This window comes from Peribacillus sp. YIM B13481 (assembly GCF_042787985.1).
GTDB classification, from domain to species: Bacteria; Bacillota; Bacilli; order Bacillales; family DSM-1321; genus Peribacillus; species Peribacillus simplex_A.
On the sequence record NZ_JBHZPE010000059.1, the window covers coordinates 1 to 23736 of the forward strand.

Below are 23736 nucleotides of genomic sequence, written 5' to 3' on the forward strand. Positions count from 1 at the left end.
GAGTCTCGCACTTCCGCTCCAATCAACCTTAAATAGTTTCGTTTTAAAAACAACAATCTTTACGAAAAGAGCCAAATAAAAAAAGACAGTATTTAATATGGCTGTCTCTTTTATCTTATATCCTCTTTTATTCGTGTAGCTTTGAAACAAAGATGTTCAACTCACGTACCCGGTAGTTCAGTAAAGTCTAAAGGATTCTTTGAAGCATTTCAATTACAACAAGTATATCTAAGTAATTTGGAACAAATATTATAACTGTTGCAAATTCAAAGGAGGTGGCTAAAATGAACGCACAACGAGCAGAAGAAATTGCTTCTTCGCCAATTATGGCAAATGTGACCTATAATGAGGAAAGTATCTACATTGAGCACGTGGATGAACAAAATGGAATAGCTACAATCCATTCCCTTGATGAACCAAATAAAAAACAAAGTGTTTCTATAACCAGCTTAAATGAACAGTAATATGTTAAATATCCTTTGGTAATCCTTTGCCTTCGGATGTAGCTTTGAAACAAAGTTTAATCAATTAATAGATAAATGAATAAATAAAAGGTCATGTTTTGAAAAACCAATCAAAACATGACCTTTTAATATTTATTTGGATTATTTTTTTTAAAAAAAGAATAGCCGTATAGGTTACATCGACTAAAGGCGTTTTCCTTAGCAATGAAAAAGCAGTCCGTAAAAGGTTTGTCCGATCTTTTTCGCGGTAACCCTAAAAGAAAATCCATTTCCTGGAGTTTTCCAAACCTAAATCATAAAAAGCCTTATTAAATAAAGGAGTTCACAAATTAGTCATGTATAATATGTGTACTCCTTTGTTCTTTTTATTAAATTAAAGCCACCCTTGTTAGGGAAAAAGTATAAGCAATAACGCCCCTCATTGCCAATCGATGAGGTTTTTCAGTAACGATTTCTATAATCACTTCGTTTTTTTCTGCTTTTCTTTAGGAAAACCGTTATCAGAATGATCAGAATGACACAGCCTAGCCCTCCTAGAGATGAAACAGAAAATTTATTAGCGTCCCCACTGTTTGCTTCTTTTTTAAACGAGGCAGGCACAGCTGTGTTCCTAACATCAGCGACCGTTTTAAGGTTAAAGGATCCTATGGCGCGCCCTTCTTGGTTCATGATTGAGAGAATTCCATCATTACTCGTTTTTAGACTAGGTTCATCACTAATTAAATGAGTATAGTATAAGTCTTTGTTCAGCTTATAGGATTTAGAGTGACCTGCTGAATAAAGTAGGGTTTTTTTATCAATTTTGGCTGATTTAAAATTTTCAAAACCATAATTGAATAGAAGCTCAGTATCGGAGTAGGCATCCTTGTTTGAAGGAGCTTTAAGAGTGACCGCAATCAAGTCCTGTTCTCCTCTAGTAGCAGTAGAAATAAGGGTGTAGCCCGCTTTACTAACGAAACCGGTTTTCCCACCGGTTATTCCCTTATAGGGGAGTTCACCTTTTAAAATTTTATGATGGGTAACTAGAGTTGTGTCCCATGTTTCCACTTTCCATGGTAACTTCTTCTTCCCAAAATCTTCACGGAAAATTTCATTTTTCATTGCATATTGTGTAATTTTAGCAAGGTCACTGGCTGTAGTTACATGGTTTTTGTCAAACAAGCCATGGGGGTTCGTAAAATGAGTATCAGTGACTTTTACTTCTTTTCTTAAAAACTCATTCAAATCCTCCATGAATAATTTTTCACTTCCAGACATATGCTCGGCAATTGCGATAGCTGCATCATTTCCGGAGTTGATTAACATTCCTGCAATTAATTTGGAAAGCTTTATTTTCTCCCCAGGTTCAATAAATACCGAAGAGCCGTCTGCCTCAGCTGCTTTTTTACTAACAGTCACTAATTCATTCTGATCCCCGTGCTCTATAGCATATATAGCAGTAGCAACTTTCGTTAGACTTGCTGGATACATTTTTTTATTTATATTTTTTTCGTATAATACTTTTCCACTTTTCGCATCAATAATGATCCCAGCTTCACTAACGAGAGGTAAGTCGGATTCTGCACTTACAGTCGTAGAGGTGAAGGGGATTAAAGCCAAAATGAAGATAAAGAAAAACCTTTTCATATACCTCTCCTTAATTGATAGTTAAATCCTATATAGTCATACTATAATAAATTTGTATGTTTAAAGATGTTTTATTGAAATTGAAATGAAACAGTAATTACCCTTTAATAATCATGGAAGCATTTTGGATAATATTCTTCATTTACTTTCCTGGAATACCTTTATAAGGGTTTTGATTCTTTTAGTACCTATAAAATTATTAAGAAGCAAAGAGGCTATTCGATGTTTTTTATGTAGCTTGTGATACTTATTCTTGAACTAAAAAACCCATTTTTCCAAGTTGTTATTTCTAAAGGGGGTTGAGTGGCTATTCTCTTTCTGACCACAATTGCTCCCTTAATGGAATAACTTAAATAGGGCTTTATAAACACTTATGCTTGTTCTAGCCCCCCGAAAAGTTTAGCGACCTTCATCTAAGGGTTCTCCCCTCGTTATCTTAAGAATTTTTCACCATAAACCAAAAATTTATTAATGCACTTTAATGTTTCGGTAATTTTTTATTTTTAAAAAGATATTGAAGCCCATCCTAATATTGCAAAATGAATTTTCATTTTTGGTATCCTCTTCCTAAGAAGCATCTTAACAATTTGATGAATGTAAAAATCCCATATACAAATACTAATCAGGATACTTATTTAATTTGGAAGGAGCAGTTTTCATGAAAAAATTATTATTTTGGGGTTTATTTTGTTATTTTCGCTAAACATGCTGGCTGGATCAATTAGTGCCGTCACTAAAACACAAGAAAATTGCATAAGCCAATCTGAAGTAAAGTTTCAAAATGAATTCAGGAAACTTTGGATGGATCATGTATTGTGGACAAGTAATTATATTACAAGTGCAACAACAGCAGGAGCAGAAGACCAAAAGCCAGTGTTGTCCAGACTTCTTAAAAATCAAGAGGATATTGGTAATGCGGTAAAGGGTGTATACGGTGAGGAGGCTGGGAACAAACTTACGGATTTGCTTAAGGAACATATTGTTATTGCCGGCAAGATCGTAGATGCTGCTAAAACCGGAAAAGAAGCCTTAGTGAATCAGCTAAACAAAGAATGGTATAGATGATATAGCGGCGTTCCTTAGCGGTGCCAATCCTTATTTAAAAGATGAAGATCTAAAAAAATTGCTTTATATTCATCTAAAATTGGTGACAAATGACTTATCTGCAAGCTTGGCAAAGGATTGGGATGCAAGAATCGTTGCGATTGATGATGGGGTCACACATATAATTCTAATGGCAGATGCTATCTCTGCTGGAGTTGTGAAGCAGTTTCCGGAGAAGTTTAATAAATAATCTTAAGAATCTCCGTTAAAGGTACCTTAATAGTGCATTTTTATTTCACTTAGAATATTTCGTTCAAACCTCATTTTCAGTTATTACAGGAATGCTGCCCTGTTAGTTCCATAATAAAAAGCTGCCTTAAAGACAGCTCCGATCTTCAGCTAACGCACCCGTTAGTTCTATAAGAATACGTTTTAAGAATCACAAGTTGATTAAAAGATGATGTTTTAATCAATATATTTTAATTGTACAATTTCTCATACAATTTCTTATGTTCTTTATCACGTATAATGATTTTATAAGGTATTGCTTCAACGGATAATTCTTTCCTTTTTATTTCAACTACCTGTCTTGCATACTCTTCAATTCTTTCAGCTTGCTCTTTATTCTCCTCTCCTTTTGATAATGAAGTCTTTAAAATGATTTCAAGAGGTTTTGGATGAAAGGAGTAGGCAAAACCATTTGTTTCTTTAAACTTTTTATGTGTTTCTTCCATGACTGCTGTAAAAATAGGCTGCCAATTCTGATCCTTAATTTCGTCTTCACTTTCTCTTTTGACTTCAACTTCATACTTCTCATGCTTTTTTGCATATATTACATCATGTACCTGTTTTTCTATTTGATTCTTCACTTCTTTGTAATGTTGCTCTGTTCCTTCAATCCCCACTTTAATGGAAACCTTTTTGGGGTTCGTAGATACTCCACTAGCTAAAATGGTATAACCCTTTTCTTTTACAACCTCTTGCGTTATTGTAAGTAGTTCATCTGTAAGTTTCTCTAATTCTTTATTTTTTTCATTTGGTTCAACATTATCCCGTACTTCTACTACAACCTCAACTCCATCAATTTTATATGACTTAGCGCATTTTAAAATAATATCTTTAATTTCATCCTCATGTTCTTGTTTAAAATCTTCATCCCCTACCCAAACAGTGAATGAAGGGGGCTCAGAGGAAAAAAGCCATGACATTCCAACTTCTACTTTTCCTTTATACTCTTTATTCTCGTATAACGTTTTGGATATCTCATCATATAAAGCATCTAGCTTTCCGTTCCTGTCATCCGTTTCCTTCAAACTTTGCACAATTTGATTGATGAAAGAGACTTTTGATACCACTTTGGCCATTGCCGGAGAAACAAATGCCGAGCCAATTAATAAAAAAAGGATGATTATAGCAACACTGCCTGAGAATGTAATTTTTTTGCTGAGACTCCATTTTCTCTTGTCTTTTAAAATGCGTTCATAGACTTTACTTTTTATTCGATTTGAGATTTCATCATCATAATAATGTTCTGTATATTGCTCCTTTACCTGCTTTAACTCTTTATCCATTCAAAGCATCTCCTTTCTCAAAAATAAGATTTTCTTTTAGAATGGACCGTCCCCTTGTAAGTCTTGTTTTCACAGTATTAGTGTTTAAACCTAACGTCTCTCCAATTTCACTTACCTTTAAATCTTGGAAATAATAAAGAACAACTATCTCACGGTATTTTTGGGGAAGAGAAAGGACTTTATGTAGTATTTGAGCATTTTGATTTTGTTTTATAAAAATTTCTTCGGAGCTTTCGCTCTTTTTAAAATTCTCCAAAAATAACTTTGAATATATTAAAACTCGGAACCTTTTTTTTCTGATAAAATCCTTAGAAGTATTTACAGTTATACGATAAACCCAAGTTTTAATAGAAGCATCTCTACGAAATTTCTCAATATTCTTGTAGCATTTTATAAAGACTTCTTGCGAAATATCCTCAGCTAATCCTTGATCCTTCACAAATGAATATGCCAGTAAATATACGTCTTTAGAATACATGTTCATTATGTTTTCAATTATTATTTCTTTGTTGTCCACATCAAGATCTATTTCATTTTCCACCTATTTTCCTCCTTCCTTGCGTTATTTAGACTTATGTTAACTTTATTTGGTTTCATTTCAAGAAAAAATTTTATAATTTATTGATTTAATAAAATAAATTATTAGGGGTCACTACCATTCTGGAGAAATTCCTGAACAAAAATCAACAGGTGTCTTCAACTCCCTCAGTTTAAAATTCCTTCTATTTTCTTACGCAACTAATCTGCCCCGATAGTTCCATAATAAAAAGCTACCTTAAAGGCAGCTCCGTTCTTCAGCTAACGCACCCGTTAGTTTAAGTACAAAATTTCACAAACTTCTAACTAATAAAAAAAGACGGTGACTTACATAAGTCATCGCCCCGATATTACTAATTATTCAATGCCCTAGTAAAATTCCACTCATCAACAATATGTTTCCTAAAATGAGCTACTTTAATTTTAATTGTTTATTCATTCCTTACCGGAAGTAAACAGTAAATGGTTTTAATTCCTTAGCTGGGACAAAGCTTGAAAAATCAAATAGCAACATTGTATTTTCTAGCTTAAAATTCTCAATCCTTTCTGCTCCGTTTAAGTCAAAAGTAGATTGGAAGTGCGCTGTCTTTTTATCGATAGTTTTCACTGTATCCATGCGAATGCTATGATTTTTAGTTGATATTGGATTTTCAGGATCTATTACCCCTATATCTTCCTTATCTATCAAAAATAATTCATATTTCAAATTATTTTCAAATAAATCAAGCTGATGTTTACTCAATCCCTTGGAGAGCCCTGTAAATTGATAATCGATTACTAGTTTACTACCCTTTTTGGTTATATCATTTACCTGAAGGCCTAAATTGAGCCGTTTGCTTTTTAACGAAAACGATTTTTTGTCCAATAGCTGTTGTACTTTTGGGTCTGCAACAGATAGCTGCGGGTAAAAAGTAAGTGAAGTAGTATTTGAGTTCAGCTTGGTCATTTTTGTTCGAGCAGTACTATGATATCCATCCTCTAGTGCTGCCCCCTCTAGAGATGTTCCGTTTCCAAACCTATATACCTTTCCTTTATTATCAATTGCTTTTAGTATATAAATTTCATCATTTTTGTATTTTTCCACCGTCTCATAAATAAGCGAAGATGACGCTTTTGCGGTAAGAATCTCTTTTATACGGATATTGACCTCATCTTCCGGGTATCCTTGCTCCTCATCAATAACAAGTGTACTGTTTTTTTCTTGCTGAATAGGGATATCAAAATTCCATTCACCTTTTATCCCGTTAATATAATGAATAGTTATGGGGAGAGTAGAATTCTCCTTAAATGATTTATATGGATATTCCATTTTCCATTGGAAATTGTATCCCCCCTTGACCTTCCTAATGTCTGTCGACTTTCCATTCAACCAAGGGTCATTATCCCCTTTGTTGTGTTCAAAATTCATATCAAAGCTTACTTCCCCTTTTTCGTTATGCCCTTTATCAACATCTTCATCTACAAATCCTGTAATTGATACCACATTGCCATCAAAATAAGCGCTGGTGAGTTTTACAGTCACTCCATTTTTAGTTAAGGATTGATTTAATTCTGTAACTGCATCTTGATTCGCAAGTTCCACGCCCATTGAATCATTGAATTCTTGAAAAATCCCGCCTATTAAAGGAGTATTAGCCAATACTTTATTCATTGTAGGATTAACAAATCCAGAAGCAATGGTGATTCCAAGAAGAGCAACTGCAGCAGCCGAACCTGCAAGAGCTTTCTTTTTCTTTATTTTCCTACCTTGCCCTGACATTTTTAAGCCTTTATCAATAGCGCCAAACACTTTTTCTTTTGGTACAACTATTTTTTCAATAGCACTTTTTACTTCTTTGTTATCCATTACATTTGCCCTCCTCATTTTTATAGGACTTTTTTAATTCGGCTTTCCCCCTACTTAAATAAGTTTTTACAGTCCCTTCGGGGATCTCCATGATTTCACTAATGGTTTTAATAGAATAATCATAGTAGTAAAACAAAATAATGGCGGATCTATAATTCCCTTTTAACTGTCCGATCGCATTTAATAGATCTATTGCTTCGTCATGACCTGAATGATAGGTTACCGATAAATTAGACAATATTGCGTCTGTTAGTGGCACAATATTATTTCTTCTTTTGAGAATATGACCAGCACATCGGATAATGATCCTGGTAAGCCATGTCATAAAGTAATCTGGTTGCTTTAACGAGTGAATACTCTTATAAGCTTGATATGTCGTCTCTTGAACGACATCTAATGCATCCTCTTCGTTATGTACATAAAGATAAGCAGTCCGGTAGATTCGTTCATAGTGCTGTTTTATGAGTTGTTCAAAAGCTTTTTTATTGCCCCTGATTGCTTTTTTTACCATCTTATCATTCTGAAACTCCATCTCTCTCTCAACTCCTTTCGACTATTAGTGGAATATATTTTATAAAAAGTTTCAAAATGTTAAAGTATTTTTAGAAAAAGCATAACATCCCAAACAAAAGCCTAAGTTAAAAAATAAACAGAAATCACTTTGCGAATTCTGCTTATTTAAACTGTTGCCTTTTTTTGATACCTTATGAATTTGTTGAGTGTATTCTGCAACTCAAAGGTGTTGTGATATTACACATTATTCTAAAAATCGCTTATTGAACTATCCTGCCCCGTTAGTGCCATAAGAAAAAGAGCTGCCGCAGCAACCCCTATAAAGCACCTGTTAGGTGATTAAATCTTGTAATACGGCAATTTTCAAAAACGGTTTCATATTTCCTGAATGTTCTTTTTGCTACCCTGCCCAGGAGAGAGAGTGCACTTTTCTTCAATCGCCCCCGATTGCGAAAGAAAACAAAGGCAAAGTTAATAAGGGCTATATTTATTAAAGGATATATATAAGAGGATGCCTGCAAATATCATCATAATGATTCCCATAATTAAACCTATTATTGCTAAAGGTTTCTTCTCATTCTTTTTAAGTAAAGCTATAACACTCAAAATAATCGTTAATATGATGCCAATATATTGCGTTAATCCGATACCAATATATTGCGTTACCATAAAGAATTTTGGATATATATTGGCTAAAATGGGATGTAAAATCACGAATACTCCTAATCCAAATGAAGTAAAGCTTATCCAAGAATACTTTTTATCTTTCATATTTCAATCCCCTGCATTTCTAAAATGAATTATCAAAATATTAATCCCTTATTAAACAATCCTGCCCGTTACTTGAATAAGTTTTTTCCTTTTGTCTTTATAATTTTGTTTGAAAATAAGAAAACAAGCCACCAAACCAATAAAAATAAATAACCCACAACTACATAAAGAGACCAAATCGCACCTTGTTGTAATTGACTAAATAAATGCTCAAACTCATTTAGTCCTTCTCCTCTTCCAATACTATTTAACAAACTCATTATCGGAACAGTAATCACAAAAATTATGGAAATAAAGGACATTCCTATATTCCTTTTTCGAATAAGACTAAATATTAATGCTCCTAATGTAATAAACAAAAATAAGTAATATATTATCCAAAACCACCCTGGAAGACTTACCGTACTCATTTCCCCACCTCCTGTAATTCATATAAACGACTTAAACTCTCTTCTTTATCAAAAGAACTATGCCAACGATAATCATATTGATCCAATATACGGTAATGGTTACTAATCAAATTTTGTTGCAAACGAAAATCCCCCCTATACTCGATTTCTTTCCACCATATCTTACCACCCATTGTTTTTTCTTTAGGTGTACCACCATTTTTTCTTGCAATTAACTGAACAAAATCAACTGGATTGTCACCAATTGTTGATATCAACAATTGGCTATGATTAAACAAAGCACAAAATGCAACAACGGTGGTCCAATTGGCTTCTGTTCTTCTTTTTTCAATTTGAACTAGTGTTTTTTTTGAAATCCCTAGAATTTCAGACATCTTATCTTGAGAAAAACTTTGTTCTGTTCGGACAAGTTTCATTTTTTCTGATATTAAATTGATGAATTCTTCTTTTTCCATATATACTAAATACTCCCTTTTAGTGTAATTTTACACTAAAATTATTATTTTTCAACGAAAAATACCCTTTTTGAATAAAAAGCAACTTTAAAACACAAAGAAAAAAGCAAGGAATAACCTTGCTCTAAATAATAAATTTGAAATGAGAATGTTTCTTAATTAACGCTTGTTGAACTAACATGCCCCGATAGTTGCATAAAGAAAAAAACTGCCTTAAAGACAGTCCCGATCTTAAACTAACGCACATGATATTTTACAAGTTCTAAATAGTGTTTTATCCATTAAGGGTTGAAACAGCAACAATGAATGAAAAGATTATTGCTAATATTGCATCTTGTCTCGTAGTTGTTCTTATCAGTGGCATCCAGCTAATCTTACCCATTAGGCTAACAAGTCTTGCAATAATAAAAAAGATAACAAAAAAACTAAAAAACGTTCCAATCATAATATAACCTTGCTTCATTTTTCTTTTATTGTAACATTCATCTTCAACTATCCTGCCCCGATAGTTCCATAAGACAAGGATGTACCAAAGCAACTCCCTTATTTCATCTGTTGAGTTAAAACCTGCTAAAATATGTAATGTAAGCAAGATAACTAATTAAATGGGGGAGAAATATGAATGTAGAACTAACAAGATTTAGAATTAAGGAAGGTAAATCGGAACGGGTAGATGAATGGTTAACGTTTCTAAACGAAAATATGAATGATGTGCTGATAACCCTTGAAGCAGAAAAAATGTATGTTGAAACTATATTTAGAGAACGTCTAAATGGTGATGAGTTTTTATATTGGTACTCTGTCCAGGGTCCAGGCGGACAAGAAGTCCAGGAATCAGACCACTGGATAGATAAGAAACATTTAGAGTATTGGAAAGAATGTATTGATGAAACATTCAGACCTGTTGATTTAAAAACGGAAGTAGTTATGATTCCAGAAAATATAAGACAAAATATGAAATGACCTCTACTATTTGAGGTCTTTTTTTGCTTTTTTTGCTCTTTTTGATATTTTGACACGCTGAAATAAGCAATTACTCCTCGTTTCTACACTATACTTTTCTCTAAATTATACCAGTTCTTATGCAACTAACCTGCCCCGTTAGTGCCATAAGAAAAAGGCTGCCTCAGCAACCTTCCTTATTGAAGTAAAGCACCCGTTAGTTGATTAACAGGGGTCCTACCAACAAAACAGACTACTGCTACATACTATGAGTTTTATCTATAGCTTCACGTAGTGCTTTAGCTAATTTGATTGGATCGTCATTTGCCCAAAAATGCATAAAAAACAATCGAGGATTCTCGGTTAACATGTGATTATGTAAAGCAGTTACTTCTATACCATGTTTACGTAACGTTCTAGCAACAGGATTTACCTCTTCTGCAGTAAGTACAAAATCACCAGTTATTGCTGCTGTCCCATTTTTTGTCGGCTGAAAATTGAACAATGTTGATACCCCCATAGCAGGAGGTATTTCCATGCCATTTTCCATGATTTTTTCTAACCGAGGAATACCCATATGATAAACGCCACCACTAACTGTACCTTCATGTCTAAATATTTTATCAAGCTTTTGTTTATCAATGGAAAAGATATGAGAATCATCTGGTAGTTTGTCGGTCCATGGTATTTTTGTTAGTTTCAAGGCGGATCTAATCGCTTTAGCTAATTGAACTGGATTACCATGCCCCTCAATATGCAAATACATAATCTGGGGTGACTCGCCTAGTAAATGATTGTGTAATGCAGAAGCCTGAATTCCTTGATGGAAAAGTTGATTCATGACAGGCTGAATTTCATTTTCTGTAAGAACTAAATCACCCATAACCATTGTTTGATTATCCATTTGTTTAAAAGCTGTCCAGCCCCCTAAAGCTAAACCAGTCTGGATTGGTGTTCCTTTGACAGTTACTTTCAAATCACTACGTGGGAGGCTGATATAAAAAACTTCACCTGGCTTCATCACACCTGTTTTTCCCATCGCCTTCTCAACTAGTTTCCAGTTTACTTGCTGTGGTAAATGATCTGTTGAATCCAAGTGTTTAGGAGAAGTAGAACTTTTCGCATGAATTAAGGTATTGGATGTAATATCAGAAATCAAAACTACAACTAAAAAAGCAATCAAATATTTCCGTATGTGCATAGAATAATTCTCCTTTGGAAGTTAAATGATATTAGATTACGATATTAAACTGCCCTAATTCATGCTTTTTCTTACATATTACTGATTCTTATAAAGCTAACCTGCCCCGTTAGTGCCATAAGAAAAAGGCCGCCTCAGCAACCTTCTTTATTGAAGTACAGCACCCTTTAGTAAAAGAAGTTCAGCCAGATATTTCTGGTTGAACCCATTAAATCACCGTTGGTCCACCATTTAGCAAATAATTTAGCATATCTCCCTCGCGAAAAAGGAACCGATTACAAATAAGTAGTATAATCTATAATCCTACTGAGTTTATAATTCCATAATATACTAGATCTTCGAATCGATTTTCTTTCCTCACATGGTCAATTAATATCCCTTCTTTTTTCAAGCCTAATTTTTGCATTACTCTTCCTGAAGCTGGATTTGAATTAAAGTAACGAGCAAATACTTTATGGTATTGCTTTTCTTCAAATGCAAAATGTAATATAGCTTGCGCTGCCTCTGTAGCATATCCATTTCCCCAAAATTTTTCACCTATCCAATAGGCTATTTCACCATGATTAAATTTTTGGTTGTTAGATAGGGCTATAGCTCCATATAATTCTCCACTTTCCTTATCTGTTATAGCAAATTCATATGATTTATTAGCATTAAAATTATTAAGATGATGCTCAATCCATGATAAAGCATCATCTATAGAGTATGGATAAGGTAGGTACAATGTATTTTTATAAATATTATAATTATTACAAAGTTTAGTAACAGCTACTGCATCAGATTTTTGAAAAAGTCTTAGTACTAGCCTTTTAGTGGTAATTGTTTTATTTAGATTATCATATATCATAAGAATCCCCCCCTAATTTTGGATACTAATCCTTACATATATTTACTATAATTATCCAAAAGTTCTTATTCAACTAAACTGCCCCTTTAGTTCTATAAGAAAAAGCCGCCTTAAAGACAGCTTTGGATCTCAACTAACGCACCCGTTACTTCAATAAGAAACTTTGGATTGATACAAATAAACTAAATATAAATACAACTATACTTAGCCAGCCGTACCCTTTTTGTCCCTTTTGAAATTCTCTTAATCCCATTACCAACATCGTTAAACCTAAAAACAACATCATATATGGTTGAAACTTAAAATCCTCAGTAATCCATCCATACCCTGCAAGTAAAGTAACTGTTATTGATAAAATAATTTGCAAAAACTTTAACAATTAACTAACCCCCTTCTTTAACCAAGTTACCACATATTCCTAAATGATTGTTAAACTATCCTGCCCCGTTCTTCAGCTAACGCACTCGTTAGTTTAAGTACAATCCTTCACAAATATAAGAAAAAGAGCTGCCAATGCCCCTTATTGAGTAAAGTACTTGTTAGTTGAACAAAATAATACGCCTAATCAAATATTTATTATTGTTTCTTCTTGCCATATACGTTCCATATTTACATCATTTTTTGTAAAAGTTAATTGAAAGACGTCAGGATTACTAAGATCCCTCCAACATTCAAAATCAAAGTTATTATTATAATTCTTTAGCAGTAAAGACATTAAATTTCCGTGAGTAACGATTATTGTGTTTTCAGTTTCACTTTTAAAAACTTCATCTACAACGCTTACTATTCGGTTCATTGCTTCTTGACTCGACTCTCCTCCTTCAAATTTCAACTCCATATCAGTGAACGTTGCTTTAAGTTTTTCAAACCAGTCAGGTAAGTCCGTTGTACTTAATGTGCGTTCAGACAACCGTTCATCAATCTCTATTTTTAGGTTTATTTTCTCACTTATTGGTTCTACTGATTGAATAGCACGTAAAAATGGACTTGATATGATTCGATCAATTTTAGTATTGGAGAAAAATTCAGATAAATATTTCGCTTGTTTCAATCCTTTTTTTGTTAGTTGTGCTTTCGAAGGTTGGCCTTGTGCTTCACAATGTCTCACAACAAAAATCTTTTTTATCATACAGGTATCCCCCAATTAAATCTTTAGTTTTCCTTGTGTAACTAAACTGTTCCTTTAGTTCCGTAAGAATTACAGTTCTTTATAAACAAATTCTCTGTACTTTATAAAATTTTGCTTTTTATAGAAGTCCTTTGCAACACTGTTCTCAAACCAATAATCTAATTCTATTAAATCTATTCCTCGATCGTTTGCCATTTCATATATACATTCCATAAGTCTTGAACCATAACCCTTATTCCTCTTAGTTTCTACTATGCTAATCTGGTGTACATAAACAGACTTATATCCTTTTTTAAACGCATTTTCTGGATATTCTCTTATCTCTATCCAAGCATAGCCAAGAGCTCCTTCATCATCTTCCAACAAAAGGAAAATGAAACTTTCGTTATTAACCAGACTTTTGAAAACTTCCTTCACATTTTCATAGTTATATTCCTTAAAGTATTTAGGATATAAATTTGAATGTAAATCGTGCACATATTTGTTTAATTTAGCGACCAAATTGAAATTCCTGGTTTGACTAATATTCATAACAAATCCCTCATCTATCTTTTACTATTTTAAATAATTGTACCTTTTTATGTAATTTTAGGGAAATCCCTTAAGGAATCCTGCCCCGTTAGTTGCATAAAAAAAAGCTGCCTTATAGACAGCTCCTTGTTCAACTAACGCACCCGTTAGTTGAAGTACATTTGTTCACAAACTTAAATGCTTTTGATATTTAATCGTATTGAGAAAGAATCTAAGAAAGTTTTGATTTGCTCTTTATCCAGGTTAATACTATTGCTGTTCCACAACTAAGCCCTAAACCCATCAAACCATACTGGCAGTAACTTTTTTTAAGCTCACCTTTTCTAATATCTTCTCTTTCGGCTTTATCTTCTGCTGTATCATACATATGAATTACTGTTTCTGTTCTTTGTTTCATTCCATATCTAATGGTTTTTGAATAGTCTTTTCCTAAATCAGTTACGGAGTTTACAGGTTCCTTAAATGCTTCTGTGGATTTGTCAGTAATATCTTTTGCTGTATCTAATGCCTTTTTCCTAAATCCCTCTTTTTTCTCCTTTTTATCATCTAATGAAAACACATTTTCACTATTGCCCACATTTTCATCCCCATTCTATTATTCGTAAGTATATTTATACTACGTTCGCTTTTGATAGAAGGTTTCAAATTTTTGTTGCTTGCTCGCTAACTATTGTCGAAACTCCTTCTTTCACTAACCTGCCCCGTTAGTTCATTAAGCAAAAAGGCCACCAAATGGCAGCCACGGATCTCAACTAACGCACCTAGTCAGTTTAAGAATTAAAGTTTAACGCATAAGACCAAAAGGCCCTAAGGATCTTTTTATTTCGGTACATTTATGGTAAACGGAACGGTAAATACTTTTCCGTTTTGTTGGAATTGTCCCCAAATTTTATAGAGACCACTCTTAGGGAAACTCGTCATAAATTTAGCATTTGGACCAGTTGCCTTTTCGTCCATTGGATGAACATGTAAATAAGTTTCAGTATCGCCACTAATTGCTACAACGTGCCCTACTGCCCCTAAATAAGGTTGTAAATTTGTGATAGGCTGTTTCGTTTTAGCATCATTAATCGTGAATGTCATCGTCAAATCCATTCCAGTCATCAAATGGTCAAACTTTAAAGTAACCTCTTTACCATCAACTACTTTTGTTAATTCCTTTTCTTCTGTTAACGGTGTAGTCTTTGCTTTGTTTCCTGCTACTGTCACGACATTCGATTTTACCGTTTTGGAACCTTCCTTAGGCGTAAAATCGGCATAAATTTTATACTCTCCACCAGAAGGGAAATTTGGAGTTACAGTAAATAAACCGTTCCCTTTATATTCAGGATGAATATGGTCAAAATAGGATAAATCTTTGCTAACCACAATTAAGTGCATGAGTTTTTCGTGTTCAACCTCAAAATCCTTAATTGGTTTACCATCCTTATTATTTACCTTAATGTCTAATGGTATTTGTTTGCCACTTTCAGGATTTTCTTTAAAGGAAAATTCTACGTTTGTATTGTCTTTTTGGGAAGAGGGTGTCGTATCCTCATGATTCATCCTATCATGGTTTGTATCTGTTTGTTTTTCATTTGAGTTTTGGTCCATATTTCCATGATCCATTGAACCATCTTTAGAACAAGCTGCTAAGAATAATGAAATGATTAGTGAAAAAACAGCCATTGTAAGAAATTTTCGTTCCATGGTATTCCTCCTAAAAATTAGTCTATCCGATATCCTATCACAAAAAATTGCAGAAATTATGCATTTTATTTGTTCCTTCACTCTTATTTGTTATTATTACTTCAATTTAGATTACTGTTGGGGTAACTGTTTCTCTTTGGAACTATCCTGCCCCTTTAGTTCAATAAGAAAAACCAAAATTAAAATCATTTCGGTTCATCTTTTTATAAACGGTTTAACTTTTTTATAATAGGTACGACTTTATTTTAAAACTACAGTGGCAACCCGAAAAGATTGGGGTGACACTCACCTTTATGAAAGTACCTGTACTAAAAGTGCATACTTACATAATTGCAGTGTTAACTTTATACTCAAAATAAATAATACTAAAGGAGGATAAATCTTTGAAAACTCTTGTTATCGTAACACACCCAAGCATAGAAACATCCGTCATTAATAAGCGATGGGTAGAAGAACTCAAAAAATATCCGGAAAAATATACAGTTCATGAATTGTCTAAGGTTTACCCTGATGGAAACATAGACGTGGAAAAAGAACAAAAATTGGTTGAATCGCATGGTAATCTTGTTTTGCAGTTCCCTATATATTGGTTTAATTGTCCACCTCTCCTTAAAAAATGGCTCGACGATGTTTTTGCTTATGGTTGGGCTTATGGTTCAAATGGAGGCGATAAATTAAAGAACCGGAAAGCAGCTTTAGCTGTATCTGCCGGAATTAAAAAAGAAGATTATAGTGAAGAGGCAAAATATCGTCATACACTTGAACATTTATTATCTCCTTTTGAAACTACCTTCCTATACTGCAATGCAGACTATCGTTCGTTCTTTGCGTTTTATGGCACAGAAAATGCGCCGTCTATAAGCGAAGTGGAAAAAAGCGCACAAGATTATTTGACCTTTGTTGACAACCTGTAATAGGTAGCTTTTTTAAAGCTACAAAAAGAAGTATTTCCTTGTTCAGGAGATACTTCTTTTTTATTTATATCTGTCGCTGTACATCCTCCAGAGCTGGCAAACGGTTTTTCTCTCCCCAATCACACATCATATTTAACAATGGAATGAGAGAAAGACCACGTTCAGATAATGAATATTCAACTTTTGGGGGTATTTGGGGAAACTCCTTGCGAATGATAAGGCCATTTGCTTCCAGCTCCTTTAACATGATGCTTAGCGTTTTAAAGGAAATGGTACCGATACTTCGCTTCAGCTCATTATGCCGCATAACTTTATTTTCAGACAGCCAATACATAATGATCATTTTATATTTACCGCCTATTAAGGACAACGTATATCCAAAGCTAGTGTCTTTTAGTTCCACGTCAGTCGGAACACAGGTTTCGCTCACAAGTTACACTCTCCTTTTGGTAAGAATATGATATAAAAATGCACACTTTACAATATTATCAAATCTCATGGATTATTTTTTTAAAAAGAAGTGATCATTTTTTGTGTTCCTTAATGAACTAACGCACCCGTTAGTTGATTAAAGAAATATAGTATCTAAATATGTTAGTTATATATATGATTCATAAATTGTTAGCTTATTGCCATTAAGTTTAAAAAATATATAATCATAACTATCTTTATGTAGATAGAAATAACTGGAACTTTTGTCTATATCTCTTATTAATTCTCGAACCCAATTAGGTAATTCATTAATATTTAATTCCTCACCACTTACCCAATTATTTGATTAATCCTTAATTTTTTGAATGTCCATTGGATTATCGTAATGTAATTCAGTAATCGCATCCCCATCTCCATGAGAGCCATCTTTAGAACTATATATATCTTTTTCACTATCAGGAATCGGTAACGATAAATTCCAATTCGCTTCAATGGTTTCAATATATGTTGGATATAAACTTGGAGCCCACCTTTCTGGCAACATGATTATATATCCTATAATTAAAATCACACCTACAATAATGGTAGTAAAAATCATTCTCCGCTTTTTTTTCATAATATTACACCCCCACTTACATAACTCATTTAACATCACTATATAGTTAGTCACTCTTCAACTACACTGCCCCGTTAGTACCATAAGAAAAAGGCTGCCTCAGCAACCTTCCTTATTGAAGTAAAGCACCCGGTAGTTCAAGAAATAAATTCACTAAACCGTTTTTTTGATTCTTTCTTTAAACTCTTTAAACAAATAACCAAAACCAATAAATATAAATACAAAGGAAACAAATCCAACGATTTTAGAAGGATAATAGTCTCCAAAGAAAGTAAGAAAATAAAATAGAAAACCAAATGATATATAAATTGATGCAATAAGATGCCTCATATTCCCCAATCCTTAATTTAATAAATTTATAATTACCATTTTACTCTAATTTTGTTAAAAATAATATATTCCTTATGAAACTCCCTCAGTTTGATACAAATATCTCTCGAATGCTCACTTATTCGCAGGATTTCATAACCCTTGTAATTGGATTTCCGGGTAATTGAAATGAGAACAGATCATTTTGGCTTCGTGAAGGCATAGTTAAATAAAGGAGCCAGCTACCACTCCATATTTTACCATATAATGTACATCTCCACGCCGCCCCTGGAGGCTATCCCTCCCATGTCTCAACGGGTCAATTGCCCTCTCATTCCTTCGTCATGCCTATCCAAGGGGTGGAGGCCAGTTATGCTAACCTTATGGGTCACAGTGCCCTTTTGTTCAAGAAACCTGGTACTCCGTACATATTTGAAATCCTACGAATAAGACAACATTCAAAATAAAGTTAACTATTTTAAAATGATACATTTATATAACTAATGTTTTTATTTCTATGCTGCTAAAGGGATTGATACTTGGACTTTATTTGGACAATAAGACTCGTTTCGTCGTGCTATTCCTACAAAAATCCTTGCTAGTTTACCTATCAGTTTCATGATTGACTTCATTTTCTTTATCTTCTTTATCTTCACATTATGGGAATGGATGGCTTTAAACTCAGGATTATTCATCACAAGGCTCATAGTTGCTAAGTAAAGGAATCGTCGTAGTCTTGACCTTCCACGCTTTGAAATGACAATCTGACCTTTCCATTTGCCTGAACTTGCTTCAGCTAGATGTAATCCCGCATGCCGTAATAGAGAGTTTCCGTGAGAGAAACCACTTAGATCTCCTGATTCACCCAGTATCCCGGCTAATGAAATTTCACTTATTCCTTTAATTATAAGTAGTTTTTTTGCAAATGGTATTTTGTAGAGAACTTCTTTAACTTGTTGTTCAACTCTTTCGAGTTGTTTTACAGCGAGGTCATATTCCTCTAATAATTGTTCTAAATGGAATGTATAAGCATCGAGTGCTTGTCCAGTTCCAATAGAAGATTTTGCAAGATTGATCAGTAATTGAGCTTTTTTAGGTCCTGGTTGTCTTTTCATTAATGACTTCCATCCCCTCATGACCTCTAATGGCTCCATTGAAGATATTTGATCTGGAGTTGGAAACAAGCGAAGGGTTGCGATGGCTCCTTTGCATGAAACATCTTTAAACACTTGTCGCAGCTCTGGAAAGACAATATCTACCCATCGATTTATTTGATTAATAGAGATTACGAGACGTTTAACAATCACATCACGATTAGACATTAGAACTCTAAGCTTCTCAAATGATTCGGATGATGGGCGAATAAAGGAATAGTAGCCGTTTTTGACCATATCCGCGATAACGAGCGCATCTTTTTTATCACTCTTAGATTGGGTATTATCACGATTCTCTTTATTCCTTTTTACTAAGTGGGGATTGACAGTAACTACCTCAATGTTTTGTTTATCCAGCCATTTTGATAGGTTAATCCAGTAATGTCCTGTAGGCTCCATACCCACTATTGTGGAATCTAAGTTTTTTAGTTTTTGTAAGTTTTGAATCCAACTTAATAGTTTTACGAACCCCTCTTCATTGTTTTCAAATGTAAGAGGATCTCCAACTACAATTCCACGGAAGTTAACAGCTCGAGCAACGTGTAATTGTTGGGCTATATCCACACCTACAATTAGATGTGTATCGGAAATTCTTTCTATTAGTTGATTTTGTTTGTCTTGCATTTTAAAATTCATATTAAGGTTCCTCCTAAGGTTTTGAGTTAGAGTGATGTCTTACTCATATCTTACTGAGGAGCCCTATTTTTTCAAAGCTGAAAAATAACGAACTACAGGAATGCTAACCTGCCCCGTTAGTGCCATAAGAAAAGGCAGCCTCAGCAACCTGCCTTATTGTAGAGTTGACACAAACTGTGAGGTATTTTCGGACTAAAAAAAAGACCACGACATGTGATCCTTTACTATGAAGAAAGAATGTAGGCAAAGAAATTTTTCGGGATATAGGATTATTTTGATATGTTCTTTTGAAATTTGTACAACAACTTATCTAACTCTTGACTAGTTTTAACAGTTTCGGGGTGAGAAAGGCCTTGTAACATACCAATTTCAATTAAATGAGTTCTCATGTAATTAATCCTACATTTCATTTCGTTAAGAGATAACACTAATATCCATAACCTTTCTCTAGTTAATATATAATAACCATCCAAAAATATGTATAATATGTAATTATATACAAAAAAGTAACGATGAGAAAAGACCTAAAAAATGATCAAATATTACCAAAAATACTTTCTGAAACTTGCCTACTGTACATTACGAATACACTGTGCTTGTGGAACTATCCTGCCCCGTTAGTGCCATAAGAAAAAGCTGCCTTAAAAACAGCTCTGATCCTCAGCTAGCTCACCCTATAGTTGAACAAGAAAACTAATAATTTTCTTAACTAAATATATATAAATCAAAGTGGATTTCTGCTTGAATTAAGCTGGCAAAATCTATAATGTTTTTCTCTAAATACATTGCGGGCTTTTCGTCATTTTCTACTTGAATTACAATCATAAAAAGAAACTCTAAACTATATTTCTCCTTTAGTTGTTTTAATTCTTTCGTTTTACCTTCAAGAGATTTAAGAATTGTATTCAACTGGTTGTTAATATCGTATGATTCCTGATATCCAGTGCTTAAAGTCCAATCGGTTTCTTTTCTCCGTCTAATTTTGGTTGATACAAGATTGGGATTATTAATTTTTTCTATAATATCTCCCTTTTTGTAGGTTCAATACCAAGAATATCGGTTACAACCTCCAAAGGAAATTCATCACCAAATACACTAAAGTAAGCCATTACTTTTGTTTTATCCAGAATACTTCATCCTCTTTCTATCTTAAATGGGGTTTATTTACTTGTATCATACATAATAATAAACGCCTGAACAATCAAGGTTTTCTTCTTCAACTATCCTGCCCCGTTAGTGCCATAAGAAAAAGCTGCCTTAAAGACAGCCCCGATCTTCAGCTAACGCATCCATTATTTGAAGAAAAGTGATACAAAAATAAAGCCTATAATGATTACAAGAATGAGAATTCCCGTACCTTTCCAACCTAAACTTCCTACTAAATCAGCAAGACCGCCACTGTTTGCTTTATTAAAAGCATCATTCAAACTACCAGTCGGATTTCTTTTTAATTCTTCTTGTCTTAATCTCTCTCTTTTTCGTTCAGGAGTTTCTTTGTTTTCTTGCACTTAAACAACCCCCTATAAATTAAACAACTATTCTTTTATATTTTACCACAAATAACCATTTCCCTTGTTAAACTATCCTGCCCCGTTAGTTCATTAAGGAAAAGGCCTAGATCCACAAATCAAAATTTTGCCTACTCTACTTTATTTAAAAGTAATCGAAAATTAAACTCTATTAAATAAGCTTTAATATTTTCTAACCTCTCGCATATAGATGAATCATGGAGGTTTGCTATGAAAAAAACTAGGAGGTTTGCGTTTTTAATAATAACTAGTTCAACGTTATTGGTTATAATATCATTCATTATTACCGGAATCATAATTAGTTTAAATCTAAGCTACCAATATAAATTTATTCAGGACTCTTTAAAAGAAGTGAAATCAGAGCAATTATTTTCTCAAATGATGCGTACAGAAAATCATTATTTTTTTCAAGATACCGGTGAAAATTGGTTAACATTAGGAAACGTTTCAATGTATCTAATGGAGTTAGGTGTAAATATAAGGCCTGATGATATTAGAACCTTTTTAGGAAGTGAACTACCTGGACTATCAGCTTACGATTATGAAATTGCAGTGGCCGGAGAAGGGACTGATCTTACTACATTACCTTTAGAATCTTCACCACCTACAGATGTTTTATTAAAAGAAAGAGATGTAGTAGAAGAGGAACTACAAAAAAAAGGGCATGAAGATGATTCATCAATAAAAAATAGTCCTGAAATTCAAAATAAAACAGTATTTATTTATCAAACTCATAGTTGGGAATCTTACCTACCTCTGCTAAGAGATGCTAAAGTTCCAGATGATGCAATAAGTAACGACAATAGAGTTAATGTTGTCGCTCTCGGAAGCCGATTAAGTAATAAATTAAATGAGAAAGGTATAGGAACCGAACATGATCAAACTAACATGACTGAAGAGTTGAATAAGAGACAATGGAAATCAAATAAATCTTATAGTATGTCTGGAGATATAATTGAAGCCAATGCAAACAAAAATGGAAAATTGGAGTATTATATAGACATTCATCGTGATTCCTCACGTAGAGATATAACAACCAAAACTCTAAATGGGAAAGATTATGCGAAGCTATATTTTGTAGTCGGAAAAGGAAATGAAAAATATGAAAAAAACCTACAGTTTGCAAAAAAATTAAATACAGAGCTTGAAAAAAGATATCCAGGTATAAGTCGGGGGATATTCCTTAAGCCTAATAGTATGGGGAATGGGGTTTATAACCAAGATATCTCTGAAAAGGCTATTCTAATTGAAGTAGGTGGCGTAGATAATAACTTTGAAGAACTAGATAGAAGTATTGATGCATTTTCTGAAGTGTTTTCAGACGTCTATTGGAAAGAAAATAAAGCTAAAGAGGTAAACGGATAATGAATAAATTATTTAAAGACTCTTTAAAGTGGCTTTTATTTACTTTTTTATCAACACTTATTAGTCTGTATTTTACAGGAGTATCGACCTTTACTTTGGCTTTTTTTATATGTGGTATAGTATTCTCAATAGCATATTTATACCAAGAAGAATTAGAAAGAAAATGACCAAAAAAAATAATAATATTATGTTTCTCTGAAAGATCTTGGATACCCAAGGTCCTTTTTTTATTAAGTTAATTATTTTATCCCCACATTCGCAAATATAGGAAGTTTATCATTATCCGTACTGCTTAAAGAACTAACGCACCCGTTAGTTCATTAAGAAAAGCGATTCTTATTAAAGAATAGCGCCCCTTTAGTTGAATAAATATCTATAGTAAATTAGATATAAATTTATGAACTGTCTTATTAAAAACCTTTGGCTGACAAAGATTACTAGGGTCAAAAGAATTTTCGATTACCTTCAACTCCGAATCTTGAATGCAACTCGATACCCGTTCCATCATTTTTTTACCCAATTTAGTATAGTCACCTACTAAACAAAGTGTAGGAATATTAACCTTTAATAACTGATCATTAAATCTAATTCTATTTATTGCTTTTCTTTGGATTTTCGTTTCATATGTCCTCATGTTAAGTATAATGCTTTCCATCTCTTTACAAGCTATGGACCATCTTTTATATGAGGATTTTGTTAATTTTGCTAACCACTTTTTAGGCATATGTAAAATCCATGTTTGATTGGCTCCTACCATTGCTAATAATTTTTGAAGGGAATCAATTGAGGTATCACAGAAACTATCGACTATAACGAGTGCCTTAACAATATCTGGGGATGCAAAGGCTACCTTTTGAATTAAAACCCCACCATATGAAACTCCAATAAATGTTGCTGAAGAAATTTCTAAAAAAAGTAAAAGTTCTTTAATATCTTCTGCTTGTTTATCTAAAACACTTTCCACATTACAATCTAAAAAACCAGAGTTCCCATTACCTCTTAAATCAAGTAAAATAACTTTGAAGTGTTGTTGAAAGTATTCTATTTGTGGCTTATACATTGAGGATGAAGCCCCTAATCCATGTACAAAGACTAATGGCTCTCCTTCACCATAACACTCATAAAATATGGACAGGTTACACTTAGTTGGACAATAAAAATAAGGGCATGTAGAATCATACACAATAAGTGAGGAGAATCTACTA

25 protein-coding genes and 2 pseudogenes are annotated in these 23736 nt (G+C 33.3%); 5 read left to right on the top strand and 22 right to left on the bottom strand.

The features are described from left to right. The first annotated feature begins 284 nt into the window (after positions 1-284). A complete protein-coding gene (locus ACFX4X_RS22185; protein ID WP_061461568.1) occupies positions 285-464 on the top strand; it encodes a small acid-soluble spore protein H in 180 nt (59 codons plus the stop codon). Between the two features lie 441 nt (positions 465-905). On the opposite strand, the gene ACFX4X_RS22190 is transcribed toward ACFX4X_RS22185, so the two are convergent. Further along, positions 906-2090, bottom strand: a complete 1185-nt coding sequence (locus tag ACFX4X_RS22190; protein ID WP_377386526.1) for a D-alanyl-D-alanine carboxypeptidase family protein — start codon at positions 2088-2090, stop codon at positions 906-908. A 705-nt stretch (positions 2091-2795) separates the two neighbouring features. On the opposite strand from ACFX4X_RS22190, the pseudogene ACFX4X_RS22195 reads away from it, so the two are divergent. After that, positions 2796-3384: pseudogene (locus tag ACFX4X_RS22195) on the top strand (glycosyltransferase). A gap of 229 nt (positions 3385-3613) precedes the next feature. Here the strand turns inward: ACFX4X_RS22195 and ACFX4X_RS22200 are convergent. From ACFX4X_RS22200 to ACFX4X_RS22230, 7 genes are all read right to left on the bottom strand, one after another. After that, positions 3614-4705 (bottom strand): DUF4179 domain-containing protein, encoded by a 1092-nt coding sequence (locus ACFX4X_RS22200; RefSeq protein ID WP_377386529.1) that lies wholly within the window; start codon positions 4703-4705, stop codon positions 3614-3616. Then, positions 4698-5246, bottom strand: a complete 549-nt coding sequence (locus ACFX4X_RS22205; protein WP_289321083.1) for a sigma-70 family RNA polymerase sigma factor — start codon at positions 5244-5246, stop codon at positions 4698-4700. The genes ACFX4X_RS22200 and ACFX4X_RS22205 overlap by 8 nt, the downstream gene beginning before the upstream one ends. 438 nt (positions 5247-5684) lie before the next feature. Then, positions 5685-7088, bottom strand: a complete 1404-nt coding sequence (locus tag ACFX4X_RS22210; RefSeq protein WP_377386532.1) for a DUF4179 domain-containing protein — start codon at positions 7086-7088, stop codon at positions 5685-5687. Beyond that, positions 7081-7620 carry a sigma-70 family RNA polymerase sigma factor gene (locus ACFX4X_RS22215; protein ID WP_289320658.1) on the bottom strand — a complete coding sequence of 180 codons (540 nt, stop codon included), beginning with the start codon at positions 7618-7620 and terminating at the stop codon, positions 7081-7083. The genes ACFX4X_RS22210 and ACFX4X_RS22215 overlap by 8 nt, the downstream gene beginning before the upstream one ends. Positions 7621-8072: 452 nt before the next feature. Beyond that, positions 8073-8372 (bottom strand): hypothetical protein, encoded by a 300-nt coding sequence (locus ACFX4X_RS22220; protein ID WP_061463111.1) that lies wholly within the window; start codon positions 8370-8372, stop codon positions 8073-8075. A gap of 68 nt (positions 8373-8440) precedes the next feature. Beyond that, the gene (locus ACFX4X_RS22225; RefSeq protein ID WP_061463110.1) at positions 8441-8782 is read right to left on the bottom strand and encodes a hypothetical protein; all 342 of its coding nucleotides are present in this window, start codon (positions 8780-8782) and stop codon (positions 8441-8443) included. After that, positions 8779-9237: a helix-turn-helix transcriptional regulator gene (locus ACFX4X_RS22230; RefSeq protein WP_061463109.1), complete on the bottom strand. Its 459-nt coding sequence runs from the start codon at positions 9235-9237 to the stop codon at positions 8779-8781. Before ACFX4X_RS22230 ends, ACFX4X_RS22225 begins: the two co-directional genes overlap by 4 nt. Before the next feature lie 618 nt (positions 9238-9855). Between ACFX4X_RS22230 and ACFX4X_RS22235 the strand changes: the two genes are divergently transcribed. Beyond that, positions 9856-10200 carry a DUF6176 family protein gene (locus ACFX4X_RS22235; protein WP_377386537.1) on the top strand — a complete coding sequence of 115 codons (345 nt, stop codon included), beginning with the start codon at positions 9856-9858 and terminating at the stop codon, positions 10198-10200. A gap of 238 nt (positions 10201-10438) precedes the next feature. Here the strand turns inward: ACFX4X_RS22235 and ACFX4X_RS22240 are convergent, their stop codons facing one another. The 7 genes from ACFX4X_RS22240 to ACFX4X_RS22270 all read right to left on the bottom strand — a co-directional run bounded on the left by ACFX4X_RS22240 (position 10439) and on the right by ACFX4X_RS22270 (position 15576). Beyond that, positions 10439-11380 carry a DUF1259 domain-containing protein gene (locus tag ACFX4X_RS22240; protein ID WP_377386540.1) on the bottom strand — a complete coding sequence of 314 codons (942 nt, stop codon included), beginning with the start codon at positions 11378-11380 and terminating at the stop codon, positions 10439-10441. Positions 11381-11675: 295 nt separating this feature from the next. Next, positions 11676-12227 carry a GNAT family N-acetyltransferase gene (locus tag ACFX4X_RS22245; RefSeq protein WP_377386543.1) on the bottom strand — a complete coding sequence of 184 codons (552 nt, stop codon included), beginning with the start codon at positions 12225-12227 and terminating at the stop codon, positions 11676-11678. A gap of 145 nt (positions 12228-12372) precedes the next feature. Next, entirely contained in the window at positions 12373-12606 is a 234-nt protein-coding gene (locus ACFX4X_RS22250) for a YczI family protein (RefSeq protein WP_377386546.1), read from the bottom strand. 186 nt (positions 12607-12792) lie between these two features. Beyond that, positions 12793-13356 carry a histidine phosphatase family protein gene (locus ACFX4X_RS22255; protein WP_377386549.1) on the bottom strand — a complete coding sequence of 188 codons (564 nt, stop codon included), beginning with the start codon at positions 13354-13356 and terminating at the stop codon, positions 12793-12795. Between the two features lie 69 nt (positions 13357-13425). Continuing rightward, positions 13426-13887 (bottom strand): GNAT family N-acetyltransferase, encoded by a 462-nt coding sequence (locus ACFX4X_RS22260; protein WP_377386552.1) that lies wholly within the window; start codon positions 13885-13887, stop codon positions 13426-13428. Between the two features lie 211 nt (positions 13888-14098). Next, positions 14099-14464, bottom strand: coding sequence for a hypothetical protein (locus tag ACFX4X_RS22265; protein ID WP_377386555.1), 366 nt, complete (start codon positions 14462-14464; stop codon positions 14099-14101). A 242-nt stretch (positions 14465-14706) separates the two neighbouring features. After that, positions 14707-15576, bottom strand: a complete 870-nt coding sequence (locus tag ACFX4X_RS22270; RefSeq protein ID WP_377386558.1) for a hypothetical protein — start codon at positions 15574-15576, stop codon at positions 14707-14709. 383 nt (positions 15577-15959) lie between these two features. Here ACFX4X_RS22270 and ACFX4X_RS22275 point away from each other — a divergent pair, with 383 nt between their 5' ends. After that, positions 15960-16490, top strand: coding sequence for an NAD(P)H-dependent oxidoreductase (locus tag ACFX4X_RS22275; protein ID WP_377386561.1), 531 nt, complete (start codon positions 15960-15962; stop codon positions 16488-16490). A gap of 64 nt (positions 16491-16554) precedes the next feature. On the opposite strand, the gene ACFX4X_RS22280 is transcribed toward ACFX4X_RS22275, so the two are convergent. The 6 genes and pseudogenes from ACFX4X_RS22280 to ACFX4X_RS22305 all read right to left on the bottom strand — a co-directional run bounded on the left by ACFX4X_RS22280 (position 16555) and on the right by ACFX4X_RS22305 (position 21145). Further along, complete coding sequence (locus tag ACFX4X_RS22280) at positions 16555-16920, bottom strand: winged helix-turn-helix transcriptional regulator (RefSeq protein WP_377386564.1); 366 nt, start codon at positions 16918-16920, stop codon at positions 16555-16557. A gap of 348 nt (positions 16921-17268) precedes the next feature. Then, a complete protein-coding gene (locus ACFX4X_RS22285) occupies positions 17269-17538 on the bottom strand; it encodes a hypothetical protein (protein ID WP_377386567.1) in 270 nt (89 codons plus the stop codon). 824 nt (positions 17539-18362) lie between these two features. After that, positions 18363-19637, bottom strand: coding sequence for an IS110 family RNA-guided transposase (locus ACFX4X_RS22290; RefSeq protein WP_377386570.1), 1275 nt, complete (start codon positions 19635-19637; stop codon positions 18363-18365). Positions 19638-19906: 269 nt separating this feature from the next. After that, on the bottom strand, positions 19907-20047 hold the full coding sequence (locus ACFX4X_RS22295; protein ID WP_377386580.1) for an aspartyl-phosphate phosphatase Spo0E family protein: 141 nt from the start codon (positions 20045-20047) through the stop codon (positions 19907-19909). Positions 20048-20342: 295 nt separating this feature from the next. Further along, a pseudogene (locus ACFX4X_RS22300) lies at positions 20343-20746 on the bottom strand (DUF4279 domain-containing protein). Between the two features lie 183 nt (positions 20747-20929). After that, on the bottom strand, positions 20930-21145 hold the full coding sequence (locus tag ACFX4X_RS22305; RefSeq protein WP_127777896.1) for a DUF6366 family protein: 216 nt from the start codon (positions 21143-21145) through the stop codon (positions 20930-20932). 231 nt (positions 21146-21376) lie between these two features. Here ACFX4X_RS22305 and spoIIP point away from each other — a divergent pair, with 231 nt between their 5' ends. Further along, positions 21377-22531 (top strand): stage II sporulation protein P, encoded by a 1155-nt coding sequence (spoIIP, locus tag ACFX4X_RS22310; protein ID WP_377386574.1) that lies wholly within the window; start codon positions 21377-21379, stop codon positions 22529-22531. Between the two features lie 373 nt (positions 22532-22904). On the opposite strand, the gene ACFX4X_RS22315 is transcribed toward spoIIP, so the two are convergent. Further along, positions 22905-23736 (bottom strand): alpha/beta fold hydrolase (locus ACFX4X_RS22315; protein WP_377386577.1); only part of this gene is annotated, 832 nt, incomplete at its 5' end.